Origin of the sequence: Nonlabens xiamenensis (assembly GCF_003865345.1) — a bacterium.
Taxonomy (GTDB): Bacteria; Bacteroidota; Bacteroidia; order Flavobacteriales; family Flavobacteriaceae; genus Nonlabens; species Nonlabens xiamenensis.
On sequence record NZ_RMVE01000001.1, the window covers coordinates 187,351 to 204,872 of the forward strand.

General features: G+C 41.0%; 14 protein-coding genes. 6 read left to right on the forward strand and 8 right to left on the reverse strand.

Going from position 1 to position 17,522, the window contains the following annotated elements; translation table 11 throughout:
* Nucleotides 1–40 precede the first annotated feature (40 nt).
* Together EGM47_RS00855 and aspS are read right to left on the reverse strand one after the other, a co-directional pair.
* Entirely contained in the window at nt 41–310 is a 270-nt protein-coding gene (locus EGM47_RS00855) for a hypothetical protein (RefSeq protein ID WP_124978877.1), read from the reverse strand.
* Nucleotides 311–364: 54 nt separating this feature from the next.
* Complete coding sequence (gene aspS, locus EGM47_RS00860; RefSeq protein WP_124978878.1) at nt 365–2,113, reverse strand: aspartate--tRNA ligase; 1,749 nt, start codon at nt 2,111–2,113, stop codon at nt 365–367.
* Between the two features lie 231 nt (nt 2,114–2,344).
* Here aspS and EGM47_RS00865 point away from each other — a divergent pair, with 231 nt between their 5' ends.
* Nucleotides 2,345–2,701, forward strand: coding sequence for a toxin-antitoxin system YwqK family antitoxin (locus tag EGM47_RS00865; RefSeq protein ID WP_124978879.1), 357 nt, complete (start codon nt 2,345–2,347; stop codon nt 2,699–2,701).
* 77 nt (nt 2,702–2,778) lie between these two features.
* Here EGM47_RS00865 and EGM47_RS16250 read toward each other — a convergent pair whose 3' ends face one another.
* Nucleotides 2,779–2,952: a hypothetical protein gene (locus EGM47_RS16250; RefSeq protein ID WP_164510798.1), complete on the reverse strand. Its 174-nt coding sequence runs from the start codon at nt 2,950–2,952 to the stop codon at nt 2,779–2,781.
* A gap of 188 nt (nt 2,953–3,140) precedes the next feature.
* Here EGM47_RS16250 and EGM47_RS00870 point away from each other — a divergent pair, with 188 nt between their 5' ends.
* The gene (locus EGM47_RS00870; protein WP_124978880.1) at nt 3,141–3,824 is read left to right on the forward strand and encodes a TetR family transcriptional regulator C-terminal domain-containing protein; all 684 of its coding nucleotides are present in this window, start codon (nt 3,141–3,143) and stop codon (nt 3,822–3,824) included.
* Between the two features lie 137 nt (nt 3,825–3,961).
* Complete coding sequence (locus tag EGM47_RS00875; RefSeq protein ID WP_124978881.1) at nt 3,962–5,326, forward strand: ABC1 kinase family protein; 1,365 nt, start codon at nt 3,962–3,964, stop codon at nt 5,324–5,326.
* Here the strand turns inward: EGM47_RS00875 and EGM47_RS00880 are convergent.
* A complete protein-coding gene (locus EGM47_RS00880; RefSeq protein ID WP_124978882.1) occupies nt 5,311–7,725 on the reverse strand; it encodes a tail fiber domain-containing protein in 2,415 nt (804 codons plus the stop codon). The genes EGM47_RS00875 and EGM47_RS00880 overlap by 16 nt on opposite strands.
* A gap of 266 nt (nt 7,726–7,991) precedes the next feature.
* On the opposite strand from EGM47_RS00880, the gene fabD reads away from it, so the two are divergent.
* Nucleotides 7,992–8,876, forward strand: a complete 885-nt coding sequence (gene fabD / locus EGM47_RS00885; protein WP_124978883.1) for an ACP S-malonyltransferase — start codon at nt 7,992–7,994, stop codon at nt 8,874–8,876.
* 106 nt (nt 8,877–8,982) lie between these two features.
* Here the strand turns inward: fabD and EGM47_RS00890 are convergent, their stop codons facing one another.
* From EGM47_RS00890 to EGM47_RS00900, 3 genes are all read right to left on the reverse strand, one after another.
* A complete protein-coding gene (locus EGM47_RS00890) occupies nt 8,983–10,002 on the reverse strand; it encodes a glycoside hydrolase family 16 protein (RefSeq protein WP_124978884.1) in 1,020 nt (339 codons plus the stop codon).
* Nucleotides 10,003–10,918: 916 nt separating this feature from the next.
* Entirely contained in the window at nt 10,919–12,223 is a 1,305-nt protein-coding gene (gene odhB / locus EGM47_RS00895; protein WP_124978885.1) for a 2-oxoglutarate dehydrogenase complex dihydrolipoyllysine-residue succinyltransferase, read from the reverse strand.
* Nucleotides 12,224–12,227: 4 nt separating this feature from the next.
* Nucleotides 12,228–14,984, reverse strand: a complete 2,757-nt coding sequence (locus EGM47_RS00900; protein ID WP_124978886.1) for a 2-oxoglutarate dehydrogenase E1 component — start codon at nt 14,982–14,984, stop codon at nt 12,228–12,230.
* Between the two features lie 113 nt (nt 14,985–15,097).
* Here EGM47_RS00900 and EGM47_RS00905 point away from each other — a divergent pair, with 113 nt between their 5' ends.
* Both EGM47_RS00905 and EGM47_RS00910 read left to right on the forward strand, forming a co-directional pair.
* The gene (locus tag EGM47_RS00905) at nt 15,098–15,637 is read left to right on the forward strand and encodes an alpha-ketoglutarate decarboxylase (RefSeq protein WP_124978887.1); all 540 of its coding nucleotides are present in this window, start codon (nt 15,098–15,100) and stop codon (nt 15,635–15,637) included.
* A 378-nt stretch (nt 15,638–16,015) separates the two neighbouring features.
* Nucleotides 16,016–17,077: a hypothetical protein gene (locus tag EGM47_RS00910; RefSeq protein WP_124978888.1), complete on the forward strand. Its 1,062-nt coding sequence runs from the start codon at nt 16,016–16,018 to the stop codon at nt 17,075–17,077.
* Nucleotides 17,078–17,127: 50 nt separating this feature from the next.
* On the opposite strand, the gene EGM47_RS00915 is transcribed toward EGM47_RS00910, so the two are convergent.
* Complete coding sequence (locus tag EGM47_RS00915) at nt 17,128–17,433, reverse strand: hypothetical protein (protein ID WP_124978889.1); 306 nt, start codon at nt 17,431–17,433, stop codon at nt 17,128–17,130.
* Between the last annotated feature and the right edge of the window lie 89 nt (nt 17,434–17,522).

Here is a 17,522-nt window from a genome sequence, read left to right on the forward strand (position 1 = left end):
ACTGTTGTCGGCGTATGATCGTTTTGATTACGACACCTGCTCAATTCCACCGACTTTTGTCTTCGATATCCCAATCTTCGTCCTGGTCATCATCCTTCTTATCCTGTTGCAGGTTGAATTTACTCAAATCTTTGTCTTTGTACCTGTACCAAATAAAGACTGGCATCAATACCAAAAATATGAACAAGGTAGACAACCCGATCACCTTATGCCCCAAAGCCACCTGTTGATGCGCTACCAAATAAAATCCGCTGCCAATGGCGATCAAAGCAAGTATTAACAATACAGCAAGTAACTTCAAAAAATTCATAGAACTCTTTGTTAAGCATTTATCTTAATAACCAGGACTAGTATCAGTCTTGGTTTAGACTGTTAATTTAAGATTTAATTCTTTCAACTGTTCCTGATCAATAGGCGCAGGAGCGTCAATCATGACATCACGACCGCTATTGTTCTTCGGGAATGCGATAAAGTCTCTAATCGTTTCCTGTCCACCCAGAATGGCAACCAATCGGTCAAATCCAAAAGCCAATCCGGCGTGTGGTGGCGCACCGTATTCAAAAGCATCCATCAGGAATCCGAATTGAGCCCTGGCCTCTTCTTCAGTGAAGCCTAAATGGTCAAACATCAACGCCTGTAATTTTTTATCAAAAATTCGAACAGACCCTCCTCCTATTTCATTACCATTCATGACCAAGTCATAAGCATTGGCACGCACAGCTCCTGGGTCTGTAGATAGCTTTTCTACATCTTCAGGTTTAGGTGAGGTAAAAGGATGGTGCATAGCGTGGTAACGTTGCGTCTCTTCATCCCATTCTAGCAATGGAAAATCCACTACCCATAAAGGAGCAAATTCGTCGGGATTTCTCAACCCTAGTCGTTCGGCCATTTCCATCCTTAGAGCGCTAAGTTGAGTTCTGGTGGTTTGCGCAGGACCTGACAATACACAAATCAGATCTCCAGCTTTTGCACCGGTAGCTTCTGCCCATTGGGCCAGGTCTTCCTGATTGTAGAATTTGTCCACACTGGATTTATAACTTCCATCCTCGTTGCACTTCACGTAAACCATTCCCTTGGCACCTACTTGTGGTCGCTTGACCCAATCGATCAATTTATCGATTTCCTTTCTAGTCATGCTGGCGGCTCCAGGAACCGCAATTCCTACTACCAATTCAGCTTCATTAAAGATTTTGAAATCTCTCGCTTTCGCGAAAGCGGACAAATCTCCAAACTCCATCCCAAATCGAATGTCTGGTTTATCGTTACCATATTTTTCCATAGCTTCCTGATAGGTCATTCTCGGAAACGCATCTACTTGAACATTTTTAATTTTATCTAGCAGATGCCGGGTCATATCTTCAAAGATGTTGAGTACATCTTCTTGTTCTACAAACGACATTTCGCAGTCAATTTGCGTAAACTCTGGTTGTCTATCGGCCCGCAGGTCCTCATCCCTAAAACACTTGACGATCTGAAAATATTTATCGAGGCCACCCACCATTAATAATTGTTTGAAAGTCTGTGGGGACTGGGGCAAGGCATAAAATTGACCTTCATTCATTCTGGATGGTACCACAAAGTCTCGTGCACCTTCTGGAGTCGATTTAATCAGTACGGGAGTTTCAACTTCTACGAAATCACGACCAGCTAAAAAGTTACGTACTTCCATCGCAACCTGTGATCTAAAGATCAAGTTATCCCTTACTGGTTTTCTCCTGATGTCCAGGTATCTGTATTTCATACGTAATTCTTCACCGCCATCTGTGTGATCTTCTATCGTAAAAGGTGGTGTGAGGGAAGCACTCAATACCTTGAGTTCGCTCACCAAAATCTCAATGTCACCGGTGGGCATATTGGGATTTTTGGATTCTCTCTCAATCACAGTTCCCTTTACCTGAATCACGTATTCTCTTCCCAGTTCTTGGGCTTGTTTCATTATACCGGTATCGGTGCGTTCTTCATCAAAGATCAATTGTGTAATCCCGTAACGATCTCTGAGGTCTACCCAAACCATAAAACCTTTATCCCGGCTTTTTTGGACCCATCCGGCCAGGCTAACTTCTTTATTGATATCGCTGGAGCGCAGGCTACCACAATCGTGAGATCTGTACATAATAACGAGTTGATTTTGAGCCTGCAAAAATAAGCCGAATTCGCTCAAAAAAGTTATTGATCAGCATAAGATTTAATCGAAAAAAAAAACAATGTTACCCTTTAGCGACAAAAATTAAAGTTCGTAACCACCTGTTTATGTGCTTCTTATTGTCTCAATGTTAATTTAACGTTACCTGAATGTTGTGTAAATGTAATTTTATTGTTAACTTTGATTATATAAAATCGGCAGATGATGAAAGTATTAGTGATGGCAGCCATGATGATCGGAATGATCGCCACTGCCCAAGAGGTAAAACCACAATTTGAAAAAACAGATGATGGTCTGGTAAAGGCAACCTATTTCCATGAGAATGGAAAAGTGTCTCAAACCGGAACCTTCCTCAATAACAAAAGACACGGTGAGTGGATCAGTTACGATACCGACGGTCAAAAAACTGCGCAAGCAGCGTATTCTCACGATAGAAAAACTGGTAAATGGTTTTTCTGGAATGACGACCAACTCACTGAGGTAGATTACAGTGGAAATGCTATTGTATCCGTCACCACCTGGGTTAATAAAGATCCGGTGGCTACCAACAAACCGTAGTTCACGAGTCATTGTAATCTATGAAATTCCCTTTTCGTAATTAACGAAAAGGGAATTTTTTAGTTAATTCTAGTTATTCAACCGTCGAACAACAATTCAAAACTTTGGTTTGTAATATCGACAACACCATTATTTATAGTAAAAACGTAGGTATTATCGTCATTTTTGACAATTGTAAGAGTTCCAGATTCTATGTCTTCTTCTGAATCCAGTGTATCGTTTTGAATATCATAATTAATGGCATAGTACATTAGGACTTTACCAGATGCAGCTTCTCCATCAGTTATTGTGTAAATTCCCTCAATCTCGAAATTTTTTTTACGCCATACATTTTAAGTTTAGTCTAAAGCGCACGACCAAAGCTTAACAGAGTTTTGATGCAATATTGGCAGAATGACCAGGCGTCATGACTTATATTTATAGTTAAAATTAAAAGAGCATGGCAACCGCAAAGAAAACCACCAAAAAGCTTACCAGCAAAAAGAAAGAACTGAGCCGTCAGGATGTGATTACCGCCTACATGGAGTATGTACTTGAGCACGAAAAAACACCACGATCCGTCTATAAGTTTGCCAAGGAGAATAAAATGACTGAAGCAGAATTTTATGCTCATTTTGGAAGCTTTGATGGATTGCGCAAAGAAATTTGGAACACATTCTTTACGATGACAATGGATGTCGCCCATAAAAATGAAGATTATGTACACTTTTCCAATAGAGAAAAGATGCTTACTTTCTTCTATACCTTTTTCGAATTGCTCACCCTCAATCGCAGCTATGTGCTTTTTGCCTTAAAAGAAAATCAGCACATGATGAGTAAGATGGAACAGCTCAAAGGCTTGCGTCGTCATGTGAAGGATTTTGCCAAGGAATTGATCATGGACCGCAACGAAAATAAGACCACTATTCTACTGGAGCGCTCAGAAAGCGTCTATAGTGAAGGCGCCTGGGTGCAAATGCTGTTTTTGCTCAAATTCTGGATGGAGGACGACAGTCCAGACTTTGAAAAAACAGATATGGCCATCGAGAAGTCGGTCAATACTATTTTCGATGTATTTGACAACACGCCGCTGGATGCCGTTTTGGATTTCGGTAAGTTCTTATGGAAAGAACGCATGAGCTGATTGATACTCGCTTCATTCCTACAACAAATGGCTGTTGAGTACCCTAGATAAAGTGGCTCATCAGTCTTTTTATTATAATCCAGATAAATACGCTTTCGCGAAAGCGAATACTTTTTGATTCCACCTACCTCACCATTATGAAAACACTTGACAAAATTCCCACGAGTAAAATTGGCCGGACCACCGAACTGGTCAAGACTGGGGCAAAAATTGGGGCCAATTACCTGAAGTATTATTCTAAAAAAGCCGTCAACCCCAATCTGGACCGTTCAAGTCTGGACGAGGACAATGCCAGTGATATTTACGACGGACTGAAAAGTCTCAAAGGTAGTGCCTTAAAGGTGGCTCAAATGCTGTCAATGGATAAGAGTTTGCTACCCGGAGCTTATGTAGAAAAATTTAGCTTAGCCCAATTCAGTGTTCCTCCCTTATCAGCTCCGTTGGTAAGAAAGACCTTTAAAAAATACCAAGGGGCCTTTCCTGAAGAGATTTATGATCGTTTTTCCAAGGACTCAGTCAACGCTGCCAGTATAGGTCAAGTTCATAAAGCAAGTAAGGATGGGCAAGAGCTAGCAGTAAAAATTCAATATCCAGGGGTGGCGGATTCGATTTCCAGTGATCTGGCCATGGTCAAACCTATCGCTATCAAGATGTTCAACCTGAAGGGAGAGGACTCTAAACGCTACTTTGCCGAAGTAGAAGATAAATTGCTGGAGGAAACCGATTACGAATTGGAAGTTCAACAAAGCATGGAAATCACAACTGCCTGTAGTCATATTCCCAACTTGCACTTCCCTACCTATTATCCAGAGCTTTCAAGTAAGCGTATCATCACCATGGACTGGATGAATGGACAGCATTTGAGTGAATTTGCCCAAACAGATTTCAAACCTGAAGTGGGTCATCAGTTGGGACAAACGCTATGGGATTTTTATATGTTCCAGATGCATGGATTAAAGGCGGTTCATGCCGATCCGCATCCTGGAAATTTTTTGGTATCTAAAGACAAAGAGCTTATCGCCATAGATTTTGGTTGCATCAAACAAATTCCAGATGAATTCTATCAACCCTACTTTGAATTGGCCGTCCCTGAACAGATCAACAACGATGAGATTTTAAGGGAAAAACTATTTGCTTTGGAAATACTGCGCCAGGATGATACAGCACAGGAGATCGATTACTTTTCTGCTTTATTTCACGAAATGCTGAGTTTATTTACCCGGCCTTTTCAACAAAGAACTTTTGATTTTTCTGACGAAAGCTTCTGGGAAGAAATTAGTTCGCTGAGTGAAAAATACAGCAATGACAAGGAATTGCGCAAAATGAATGGGAATAGAGGTAGTAAACATTTCCTTTATATCAATCGTACGTTTTTTGGTTTGTACAATTTGTTGCACGATTTAAAAGCGACGGTCAATACGCATGATTATGTCAATTATCTATCTGCCAAAGGATTCAAAAATCACAGTGCGTTAGATCCAATGGCTCAATCTTTTGCCTGAATCAAGTCTTCTACCAATTGGGTCAAACGATCGATTTGTTCTTGCTGGGTATTGATAATTTCTTGTTGCTCCTGAGTGGCCTTGATCAAGACAGGAATCAAATAATTATACTTCATCCCCATACGATCCATCTTGACTTTAGTATAGGTCTCAGGATTTGATTCATCCAACACCTTGTGATCATGTGTTTTTACTGATTCTGGAATTAAGGCCAGCGCTTCTTGAGCAATTAAGCCCAATTTGGTTTCTTTGAAAGGATCACGTTGCAAGGTGTAAGACACAGGTCTTAATGCTAGCACTTCTTCCAGGCCATAATTGAGGTTCTGAACATTACTTTTTTCACGCAAGTCGGATACATTGACAAAGTTATCTGCAAAAACATCATCCCATGCTCTCTGGGTGGTAGAAAACCCGAGGTCTCTATTTAAATGAGTTGTAGGTGAAATAGGGCTATTTATTAGGGTCTCACCGTTTCCATCTAAAATAAATTCTATAGAACCTATTCCGATAGCCGTACCATCGGCTCCAATCCCTCTGTCAAAATCAACCACATAATCTACCAAAACCCCATCGATTAATGATCCATTTGCATTATCTGAACCAACATTGGCAGTACCAAATCTTACAAGATTTTCATCTGGGTCTAACCAAAACATATGGGTTCGGGTATCTGACTCCATGCGTACATCCCCATTGGCAATTCCCTGATCATTAAAAACCGTGGGGCCGTTTCCATTGATGGTATGGTTTACTAGATTATCTGTATAGACACTAATGAGACCATCGTCATCAGAATCGTAAATCCGTACTAAGATATCTCCGCCATTGATAGCACCGTCTCTAAGAAAGATATCATCAGAATGATAACTTGTTCCAAGTACATTAAATTCACCTGCTGATGTGTTGGTACCTATAGAAACCCTATTGAGACCCGCATCGGTAACAAACAAATTTGGATTGGCCACCGATTCAATTCTAAAGTTTCTATCCAGGCCTTGCTCATTGAATATAAACTGGGTATTGGCATCTAGATCTACACTTATCACTCCATTTTCAAGAAGAGCAAACCTTCCATCATTTCCATCGTCAAAAAGCTGGGCCAAAAGAGTTCCTACAGTACTTTCATCCCTCCATTCTACATCACCGCCAAATCGTGTGGTTCCAACATCTAATATGGTGAAATGATCTATTCCGTTGTCTTGTACATTAAAATCACCAGTACTATTTAAATTGATATTCAATCCAAAAGTATTATTGGTAATGGTTGTTTCTTGGATCAAGCCTCCACCCAGGCGAACTTCACCTGCGTTCATGTTTAGCCCATTACTAGCTGTAAAATTCATATCCTGCCAAGAGGCATTTCCCAAGGCGTCCGAGGTCAACACCCGTCCTACGGCTGGATTCCCACCCATGATTTGTATCCTACGCTCTAACTGGAGTCCTCCAGCTTCCAATTTGGAACCGGCTAGATTTCCATCTCCAAAAAACCGGGTAACTCCGCCATAAACATCTCCATTCCAGTTGGGGTTGGCATCATCCAACTGAATATTTCGATCACCTAGCTGACCTTCAATGTTACGCACTCCGCCAGTCAAAAGAATGTCTCCCACCACATGTAACTTTGATCCAGGGGCTGCTGTGCCTATTCCAACCTGGTTGGTATTGGCATCTACGAATAAGGTAGCATTATTTGCATTCACATCACCGTTATCCAAGACTGAGAATTGATTGACACCAGCGTCTTGAATGTGAAAATCCCCTGTTGCATCTAGGTTAAATACGGTCGTAAAATCCCCTTGTTCAATCAGTGTATTTCTCAATAAAGTCCCTCCCAATTCAACAAAATTTCCATTCATGGACAGACCATTTTGGGCTGATTCTTGAAATGGAGCCAAGTTAACCGTCCGGGTACCACCTCCATCAGTAAGAGAAAGGTTATTGCTCAACAGACTAAAGTCTGTATTGTATTCATTACCAATCACCGCATCTGCATCATTGACCAAAGCAGACAAATCCACAGAGGTAGGATTTCCATTTTCAATTGCCAGAGTCAAGTTGTTTCCTGTTAGCGTAGCAGTTTCTAGGTTTTGATCGTCAGTACTGCCAGCGCCACCAATAGCTACCCAGCTGGTATTCGTGTTATCCCAATAATAGAAACCTCTGGCCGGTGAGCCTGCTCCCGTTACAAAAACCATCATGGCATCCTGGTCGAGTGTAGGATTAACTGCGGGAAATTCATCTATACGCGGAATTAGAATTCCCTCATCATTAGCCGGAGTGGTGGTATTGGTTGCTCTGATATCCAGGGTTGCTGTTGGATCATCCGTACCGACACCTACCTGTGCCATAGCGAAAGGAAGACTAAGCAGCAATAAACTTAAGAGTAAATATTGTTTCATGAAGGTTGTTTTTGGAGTTAAAAAGTAGTCCTTTTTAGAGAAAGCACGAGAACTGAACGAACACAAAAAGCTGATTGTCAGAAATATTCGTTGATACGATTTGCCTTTGTTTATAGCTATAACATTTGTGATCATTAAATGATGTGTTTCAATTTTATGCAAAGCCTTGACCACTTCAAAGGAGCAATGGAAGATCGGTAGCTTTGGGTTGAGCATTAGAACATGTATCTCCTAATTGTATTATTTTTGTTGAAGAAACAACCTTTATGAAAGCATATGTATTTCCGGGTCAAGGCGCCCAATTTACCGGAATGGGTAAAGATCTTTATGAGCAATATCCCGAAGCTCGGGAACTGTTTCATCAAGCTAATGATATATTAGGTTTTGACATAGCTAACATCATGTTTGAAGGTTCTGCTGACGAGCTGAAAGAAACCAAGGTGACACAGCCTGCGATTTTTATTCACTCTGTAGTACTTGCTAAAATGATGGGAGAAAAATTTACTCCTGCGATGGTCGCTGGACATTCCCTGGGAGAGTTGAGTGCATTAACAGCGGTCAAGAGCTTGAACTTTGAAGATGGATTAAAAATTGTATCGCGTCGCGCTCAAGCAATGCAAGCGGCTTGCGAACTGCAACCCAGTACAATGGCAGCGATTTTGGGACTAGCAGACGATACGGTTGAAAAGGTGTGTAAAGAGATTGAAGAAGTGGTAGTGGCGGCTAATTATAATTGCCCGGGTCAACTCGTTATTTCAGGAAGTATTAAAGGAGTAGAGAAAGCCTGTGAGGAATTAAAGGATTTGGGTGCAAAACGCGCATTAGTCCTTCCCGTAGGTGGTGCCTTCCACTCACCGCTTATGGAACCTGCCAGAGAGGAATTGGCCGCGGCCATTGAAGCTACCGAATTCAATAAACCCATCTGTCCTGTCTATCAAAACGTATCTACCTTTGGTATTGAAAATTCAGATGATATCAAGACAAACCTGATCTATCAATTAACTGCTCCTGTTAAATGGACACAATCTATCCAACAGATGATCAAAGATGGAGCTACTGAATTCATCGAGGTAGGTCCTGGGCGAGCTCTTCAAGGAATGATTAAGAAAATTGACCGCGAGGCAGAGGTAAGCCAAGGCAGCCTGGCTTAAAAATTGAAAATATGAAATGAACAATGCCCGTAAATTACGGGCATTGTCTTTTTATATCATACGATAAGTAAAACTTTACTTTTGGTATATAGAGTAGAGTTGTGGACTATAAAGTACGTTCTTGCACACTTACCCAATCAACGAGCATGTCTGTATTCCGAAATATATTAGGTGTGGTGCTGCCGAAAATACCACCATCTGATCCTACATTAAGATTAAGTATCACATTGTGATCTCTAAAATTGCGCAAGTTCAAGTTGGAAGTATTGGCGTTGGTATAGGTGCGTTGTAGTGAACCATTGACATAGATGCGTACTTCGTTAACACCGTTACTATTTTGTCTCCAGCGCATTTCATAAATGATCCAGTTAGAAGGATTGACCAAGCCAGAATAATATTTGGTCGTCTGACGCCCATCTAATTCGTTGAAATCAACATTTCTACCGTAAAATAAGTTAGAGGCGTATCTGTCGTTACCTGAATTGCCAAAGGTATAGCCTTCCATAATATCGATCTCTCCTTTGGTAGGCCACCCATCTTCATTGACTGTCCAGAAGGCAGGCCATGCGCCATAACTATCATAAAATGGGCGCCAGCTGCCGTTGGACCGGAAACTATTGAATTTGATCTTTGCTCTAAAACGGAATTCTCGGCCGTTGGCTGGATCAAAATTATTTCTCGATTTGATGTGACCAGAACGCCAGGTTCCATTATTGTTCCTTTCTGCCTTTAATACCAAAAAGTTTTCGTTGTTATAAGAAGCCGTGAATACCTGTCCAGGTTGGTATATACATTTACTTGAATTGTAATCTGGTCTAGAAGTTTTTTCCCATCTATTGCTATTAAAGTTATTAAAAGGGTCCCAGAGGCGTCCTTGCCATGATCCTGCCTTGGCTGCGACTTCACTATCTGGATCAATGATGTCATCGGCAAAGGCTTCCCGTAGATCTTCCTCAGAATCATCAGTAAAGACTTCTAAATAATAGGGCGCTGAGGCAATGGAATCGTCATCGATGTGTGATTCTGATATTTCGTCAGTTTCACATGAAACGATAAAACCTATACCGATCAATGTGGCAATTGTGAATCTCACAATTTTAGCGGGTAGAATTTTTGGAGTTCTCATAGTTAAAGGGTTAAAATTATTGATGTCATAAAGTTATCCGAAAACCTTGTAGTTAGATGGTATGATTTTATCAATTCAGCAACCAATATTTTCAAAGGCTTAACCTAAATAGCTGTTATTTATACAAATACAGATACGTAACTTCAGTTTTTAGCGCAAAAACCTTTGATACCGGTAGAACTACTCCTCTTCTTTTTGTCTGGCTGATGGTGAAGAATACAGCGCTAGGAAAGGTCAGGAGTAATTCGTCAACTCGCTCCAATCGATTGAGATATTTCTAGGCACCAATGAATGGCAGATGAAATAATTAGAAGGCCCATATCCTAAAATAGATCAACATTAAGGTCAAATCTTTGTTCCAGCTCATAGCCAAAACAAAAGTCCAACAATGCGATAGGGATAGCAGCGGCATCTCCCGATAGCTATCGGGAATATAGCGTATAGCCCGGTCCTGGTGCCTGAGCGCCTGGGATCGCCATAAAAAACACCTTTCCAAAAAATTGAACTGATGGTTTCGATAGCGCAAATTTTTCAATACCTAGTTTCAAAAAGGTCAGGAAAAATTCAGTTTTACTGTAAATGTGTCTTTGACACATGATTAGGTTAGTGTGAAAGATCTCTCTTCGGGTCAGCAAGAAGTTTTTTCTGGCGAGCCAGCCATGAGTGTAAGAAATGCTCTCAGACTTAATGATAATTCGATTTTGATCAATGGAAACAAGACTAAAGATCAAATAATGTTGAAAGTAAAAATTTAATAATAGCTCATTCGCTTGCTTTCCATTATGCACTTCAAGGTTTGATGAATTCAAATTAGATATTGAAATCATTTGATCGTGGCACAACTTTACTTAGATTAAATAAAAAAGCCCCCATCACATATGGCGTGGGGGCTTTTTAAATAGGTCAATCTATACTTTTACAACTCGAGCGCTTTTTTAATATCATTATCCATCAATAATTCGATCGGATTTTCAAGCGCTTCCTTGATCGCAACCAAGAATCCAACAGATTCCTTACCATCAATAATTCTATGGTCATAAGACAAAGCCAAGTACATCATCGGACGGATCACCACCTGACCGTCGATGGCCACTGGTCGCTCTATGATATTGTGCATTCCCAGGATACCACTTTGCGGCGGATTGATAATAGGGGTACTCAGCATGCTACCGAACACTCCTCCATTGGAAATGGTAAAGGTACCGCCAGTCATCTCGTCTACGGTAATCTTACCATCACGTGCTCTTAGGGCCAATCGTTTAACTTCTTGCTCCACTCCTCTGAAGGACAGGTTTTCTGCATTTCGTATCACAGGAACCATCAAACCTTTGGGTCCAGAAACGGCAATGGATATGTCCTTATAATCATAAGTGATCATTTCCTTTCCGTCGATCATGGAATTAACCGCAGGATAAAGGTCCAATGCTCTGGTGACTGCCTTGGTAAAGAAGGACATAAAACCTAAAGACACACCGTGCTTGGCCTTAAATTGTTCTTTATATTCAGTTCTTATGGCAAAAATAGCATTCATGTCGGCCTCATTAAAAGTGGTCAACATGGCGGTTTCGTTCTTGGCACTTACCAAACGTTCAGCCACCTTTCTACGCAACATAGAAAGTTTGCTTCGGCTTTCACCTCTGGAACCAGTTCCCGGAGTACCCATGGAAGGTTTGGCGTTAACTGCATCTTCCTTAGTGATACGTCCATCACGACCGGTACCTTGAACAGATTTTTCATTCATTCCCTTTTCATCCAAAATCTTTTTGGCTGCTGGGCTAGCTGTTCCGCTGGCATAAGTTTCCTTGGCCTGCTCAGGCTGCGGTGCTTTTTCTGCGTTTTTGCTATCCTTGGTTTTTTCGTTCTTTTCCTTTAAGTCTTCTTCTGGTGCACCACCGCCACCTTCATCGCCTTTACCCATGCTTGATGGGGCTTTTTTGGCATCCTCTTCGTTATCCTTGTCGCCACCACCGGCGTTAGGATTTTCAGCTTCAGTGTCGATCAGACAAACTACTTCACCTACGGCAACTGCATCGCCTTCCTCTGCTTTGAGGGTGATGATACCGCTGGCTTCTGCAGGGAGTTCCAACGTGGCTTTGTCGCTGTCCACCTCGGCAATTGCTTGATCTTTTTCCACCCAGTCACCATCGGCAACCAGCCATTCTGCAATTTCTACTTCTGTAATCGACTCGCCTGGGGAAGGCACTTTCATTTCTAGAGCCATAATTCTATTTGTTGGTATTAAAAACGTCTTCTATAATTCTCGCCTGTCTGGCTTTGGAGCGTGTCGCGCTTCCTGAAGCCGGTGCGGCATACATATTTCTTGAGCAAACGCGCCAAGTCCTTGTTTCAGGCATATGCAACATCAGGTGGGAATAAGCACCCATGTTACGCGGTTCCTCCTGTGCCCATACGACATCTTTGGCATCGTACTTCTTAATCACTTCTTTCATCTGGTCTGTCGGCAATGGGAACAATTGTTCTATACGCACCAATGCTACATCCTTTCGGTCATTTTCCTCGCGGTATTCCAGCAGGTCATAATAGAATTTTCCTGAGGTGAACACCAGTGTTTTCGCTTTCGCGAAAGCGTCACCATCCACATCGATCACTTCCTGAAAATGTCCTTTCTCCAATTCGGCCACAGTACTTACTGCTTTAGGGTATCTCAACAGAGATTTTGGGGTGAATACCACCAATGGTTTGCGGTAGTTGACCTTCATCTGGCGTCTCAACAAGTGAAACATGTTGGCGGGAGTGGTACAGTTGGCCATAAACATATTGTCTTTGGCACACAGCTGCAGGTATCGCTCTATACGCGCACTGGAATGTTCTGCTCCCTGGCCTTCATAACCGTGAGGTAGAAGTTTGACCAGTCCGTTTTGGTTTTTCCACTTGTCTTCACCTGCACTGATGTATTGGTCCATCATGATCTGAGCACCATTGGAGAAATCTCCAAACTGTGCTTCCCAAATGGTTAATGTATCTGGACGTGCAAGCGCATAACCATATTCAAAACCTACTACTCCATATTCTGACAAGTGAGAGTTGTAGATTTCCATCTTTCCCTTGGCGCCATCAATGTTATTGTGTAAAATAAATTCGTGCTCGTGGTTTTCTGATTTAACCACGGCGTGTCGGTGGGAAAAAGTTCCACGCTCCACATCCTGGCCACTCATGCGTACATTATAACCTTCTAACATCAAGCTCCCGTAGGCGAGGTGTTCTCCCATAGCCCAGTCCAATCGGTCTTCTTGAAACATGGTCTTACGCACTTCAACAATCTTCTTGATTTTTCTGATAAAGCTTTCTCCTTCGGGAAGCTGTGATATTTTTTCAGTGATATTTTCCAAGGTCTTACGGTCAACGCCGGTGTCCACCTTCTTCATCATCTCTTCCTCGGTCGCTGGCTCGTAACCATCCCACTCATCTTGCATGAAAGGTGTGATCACGGTATTTTCCATCTGGCGGGAAGTGGCCAGCTCTTCTTCTAAACGGTCTTTATATGTTTTTTCAAGCTCTTTGACTTTGTCATCGTCAACAACACCTTCCTCCTTAAGTTTATCGGCATAGATATCACGTGGATTCTTGTGCTTGCTGATAGCTTTATATAATTGCGGCTGAGTAAATCTCGGCTCGTCGCCCTCGTTATGTCCGTATTTCCTATATCCCAACAGATCGATAAAAACATCACGTCCAAATTCCATACGGTAATCCAGGGCAAAATTCATGGCGTGCACAACGGCCTCGGCATCATCTGCATTCACGTGTAGAACGGGCGAAAGCGTAACTTTAGCAATGTCTGTACAATACGTACTGGACCTGGCGTCTAAATAGTTGGTGGTAAAACCTACCTGATTATTAACGACCAAATGAATAGTTCCTGCCGTTTTATAAGCATCCAATTGGGACATTTGTATAACTTCATATACCACTCCCTGTCCAGCAATGGCTGCATCACCGTGTAATACAATAGGCAACACATTAGAGGAGTTGTCTGGGGTATGCATATCTTGTTTGGCGCGGGCAATTCCTTCTACAACCGCTCCTACTGTTTCCAAGTGAGATGGGTTAGGCACGATATTGATATTGATATCATTCCCATTATCGGTGCGTCGCTTACTGGTGTAACCCAAGTGGTATTTTACATCACCATCAAAGATGTCCTGCTCGTAATCTTTACCGTCAAATTCTGAAAAAATATCCTTTACTGGTTTACCAAAAATATTGGTCAGAACATTTAGTCTACCACGGTGGGCCATACCCAAAACAAATTGATCCACCCCTTTATCGGCAGCATTTTCAATCAATGCATCCAAGGCTGGGATCAGGGATTCATTCCCTTCCAGAGAAAATCGTTTTTGTCCAACATATTTGGTATGAAGAAAAGATTCGAATGATACCGCTTCATTCAGCTTTTTAAGAATTTGAACCTTTTGTTCATTGGAAAAATCAGGATGATTGTTGTTTCTGTGCAACCAGCTCTGTATCCATTTTACCTCGTGAGGCTTACGGATGTACATGTATTCCACACCAATACTATCGCAGTATACCTGTTTAAGGTGGTCGATGATATTTCTAAGGCTGGTGCGTCCCAATCCGATGAGCTCGCCAGATTCAAATTCTTGGTCTAGGTCTGCATCAGTCAGTCCGAAATGTTCAAGATCCAATTTAGGCTCATAGTCCCTTCGTTCACGAACTGGATTGGTTTTGGTAAAAAGGTGCCCTCTAGAACGATAGCCATCGATCAATTTGACCACGCTAAATTCCTTAAGCATTTGGTCAGGAACTTGGGCAGACTGGGTGGTTCCATTATCTTGATATTCCACAACCACTTCCCCATCGGCAGATTCAAGCCCAAAATCAAAGCCTTGAAAGAAGGCACGCCATGAAGGTTCTACCTGGTCTGGATTCGTTAAATATTCGTCGTAAAGTTGTGCAAAATATGCGGTATGCGCCGCATTGAGAAATGAAAACTTGTCCATATATGGAAGGAAATATCCTTTTTAACAGTTGTGAGGGCAAAAATAAAGAATTGGCTCCGCATGGCACAAGGTTTTGTATATTTATAACAGTAGAAAACGTTAATCGGTCAATCATGAAATCCTATTCTGTAAAAAATCTTGCCATATTCCTAATTTTCATTCTTTTTTCCTGTTTTTCTTTTAGCCAACAGGATCCAGGGTCAGATTTTTGGAAACGCGTAAGATTCGGTGGGAATTTAGGCGCTAGTTTCGGGAATAATTTTTCATCCGTGATCGTTGCACCCCAAGCGATTTATCAGTTCAATCCTTTTTTTGGATTAGGGGTCGGACTTAATTACAGTTATTCAGAGTTTAATCCACCCAGAAACTCCAGCCTGATCGGCTCAAAATCCAATATTGCCGGAGGTAGTTTGATCGCATTGGGAAGCCCAGTAGATTTCTTACAGCTCAGCGCTGATTTTGAATATTTGAATGTCAATAGGAATTTTGACGAGCCAGCTTTTGATGATGAATATTGGGTACCAGCCTTATTCCTTGGGGCCGGATACCGGCAGGGTAATGTCATATTTGGTGCCAGATATGATGTTTTGTTTGACCGTGACCGAAGTGTATACAACAATGGTATACAGCCTTTTGTAAGGGTACTATTTTAATCCAAACAACTATTCTAACACTTTAAATACTGACAATCCTTTCTTGTCCAGCCAGCCATAGATTTTTTGAATGTCATGGCTCCCTTTTGATAATTTGATCAGAAAAGCTACTTCAAAGGTGTTTCCACGTTGATCATGATAGACTTGACCCACAAAAAATCTACCCAATTGAGCCAATGCCTCAATTATCCTTAAATACCTGGAAAACTAGTTGGTGAAGGACCTTCTTGTGGCGCTTCTAACGTCTATTTTCTTAAAATAAACTATTAAAACTACAGGCTCTTAACATAAATTAGAATAAGATCCCTGATTATTAATGCTTTATTAGCAAAGTACGGTCGAGAGGAATTCTATATTGCCAACATCAAATAAAAAATTATGAAAAAGATCATATTAAGTGTCCTGGCAATGTCAACCTTAATGATTGCCTGTAAGGACAACGACAAGGAAAATAACCTGGATGAGAACTATGATACCAGTACTGAACAAACCATGGCTGATAATGAAGATCAGGAATATGCAAGTTCAATAACCAGACAAGAGGCCGAAGAAATGTCTCAACAATGGAGGGACAATGTGACTGTCGATGAAAACAATCAAGTCAACGTGAAAAATTTTGCGGCCTATGGTGAACTACAAAATTCTATCAGAAACCTTTCTGTAGACCCTGAAGTCCGTAATGAAATGTTGGGTAAAAATGCTTATACAGCATTTGAACATTTTGTAGATGAAATGCCTGCCTATCTTAAGACTACCTATGTAATGAAAGAGGTAGAAGATGTACGAGAAGCCATGGATCAATACCAATATGATATGAACCATTCTGAAGTTTCCGAAGAGTTGGTTAAAAATCATATCATGGACCTCAAAGAAGCGGTTGATGATTTAGACAATGAAATTACTGACGTAAGACAAAGTCTAGATACAAGCGTAGAAATTAATTATGCCGATTACCAGGAATTTACAAATAATGTAAATTACAATGATGAAGAAGGTATGATCGTAATTACTGATTATCCAATTTACACTACCGTTTATAATGATTGGACAAGTATGAGTGAGGCTTCCTACAATGAACAATTGACAGAAGTTGAAAAATTGAACAAAGATTTTCAACAAATGATCAATACCATGCCTGCTTACCTCAAAATTGATGACGTGATGGATGCTGTCGAAGATGTTCAAAAAGAAATGAATGAATATCAAGAGGATAAACAAAAAGGCGTTGATCAAGATGAGATGGAGGAAAATCTTGAAGAAATCGATGAAGCTTTGTACGATTTAGATAAAGAATTCAAGAAAGCCAGAAAAAAATATGCAGAGGATCGTAAAGATGCTACTGAAGAATTTATGGAAGAATTTACCAGTGACTCAGATCAAACGATTCGTGAGCGCGTAAGAGACGCTAGCGAAGAGTACGAAGAAGAGATGGGATCGTAAGTAGCAAATTGATAACATGAAAAAACCGTTTCAATATTGAAACGGTTTTTTTATTGTCTTAATCTAAACTGGATCTTGATCCATTCGCGCAAAATAAATCCTAGAACAATACCCTTTTCTAAGTGCTTTTCTTGCACATCAGCGAGATAATAGAGCTGTTGTAATCTTGGGTCGCTGTCCTCTATAGCTTCTTGAAGTAATTCCACCAACAGACCCAAAAATTCTTCGGGTTGATTGGATGTTATGGCCGTAAAACCAGAACGTTCTAAATCTTTATTGACCTGACTGCTATACACCATAAAAACATGATGCTTTTCTTCTAACTTTTCTTGAATACTGATCAGCTGTTGTGACATACAAATACCAAATTTAATAGCTTGCTAACACATTTGCCCAGCAAAATGACTTAATCTTATACTTTAAAACCGACCTAGGGATCTTCTGA

Bases quoted from the DNA above. Each gene is read 5' to 3' on its own strand.
- aspS (WP_124978878.1), bottom strand. From the start codon at position 2,113: ATGTACAGATCTCACGATTGTGGTAGCCTGCGCTCCAGCGATATCAAT.
- EGM47_RS00875 (WP_124978881.1), top strand. From the start codon at position 3,962: ATGAAAACACTTGACAAAATTCCCACGAGTAAAATTGGCCGGACCACC.
- odhB (WP_124978885.1), bottom strand. From the start codon at position 12,223: ATGGCTCTAGAAATGAAAGTGCCTTCCCCAGGCGAGTCGATTACAGAA.
- EGM47_RS00890 (WP_124978884.1), bottom strand. From the start codon at position 10,002: ATGAGAACTCCAAAAATTCTACCCGCTAAAATTGTGAGATTCACAATT.
- EGM47_RS00855 (WP_124978877.1), bottom strand. From the start codon at position 310: ATGAATTTTTTGAAGTTACTTGCTGTATTGTTAATACTTGCTTTGATC.
- EGM47_RS00880 (WP_124978882.1), bottom strand. From the start codon at position 7,725: ATGAAACAATATTTACTCTTAAGTTTATTGCTGCTTAGTCTTCCTTTC.
- fabD (WP_124978883.1), top strand. From the start codon at position 7,992: ATGAAAGCATATGTATTTCCGGGTCAAGGCGCCCAATTTACCGGAATG.
- EGM47_RS00870 (WP_124978880.1), top strand. From the start codon at position 3,141: ATGGCAACCGCAAAGAAAACCACCAAAAAGCTTACCAGCAAAAAGAAA.
- EGM47_RS00900 (WP_124978886.1), bottom strand. From the start codon at position 14,984: ATGGACAAGTTTTCATTTCTCAATGCGGCGCATACCGCATATTTTGCA.
- EGM47_RS00865 (WP_124978879.1), top strand. From the start codon at position 2,345: ATGATGAAAGTATTAGTGATGGCAGCCATGATGATCGGAATGATCGCC.
- EGM47_RS00915 (WP_124978889.1), bottom strand. From the start codon at position 17,433: ATGTCACAACAGCTGATCAGTATTCAAGAAAAGTTAGAAGAAAAGCAT.
- EGM47_RS16250 (WP_164510798.1), bottom strand. From the start codon at position 2,952: ATGTACTATGCCATTAATTATGATATTCAAAACGATACACTGGATTCA.
- EGM47_RS00905 (WP_124978887.1), top strand. From the start codon at position 15,098: ATGAAATCCTATTCTGTAAAAAATCTTGCCATATTCCTAATTTTCATT.
- EGM47_RS00910 (WP_124978888.1), top strand. From the start codon at position 16,016: ATGAAAAAGATCATATTAAGTGTCCTGGCAATGTCAACCTTAATGATT.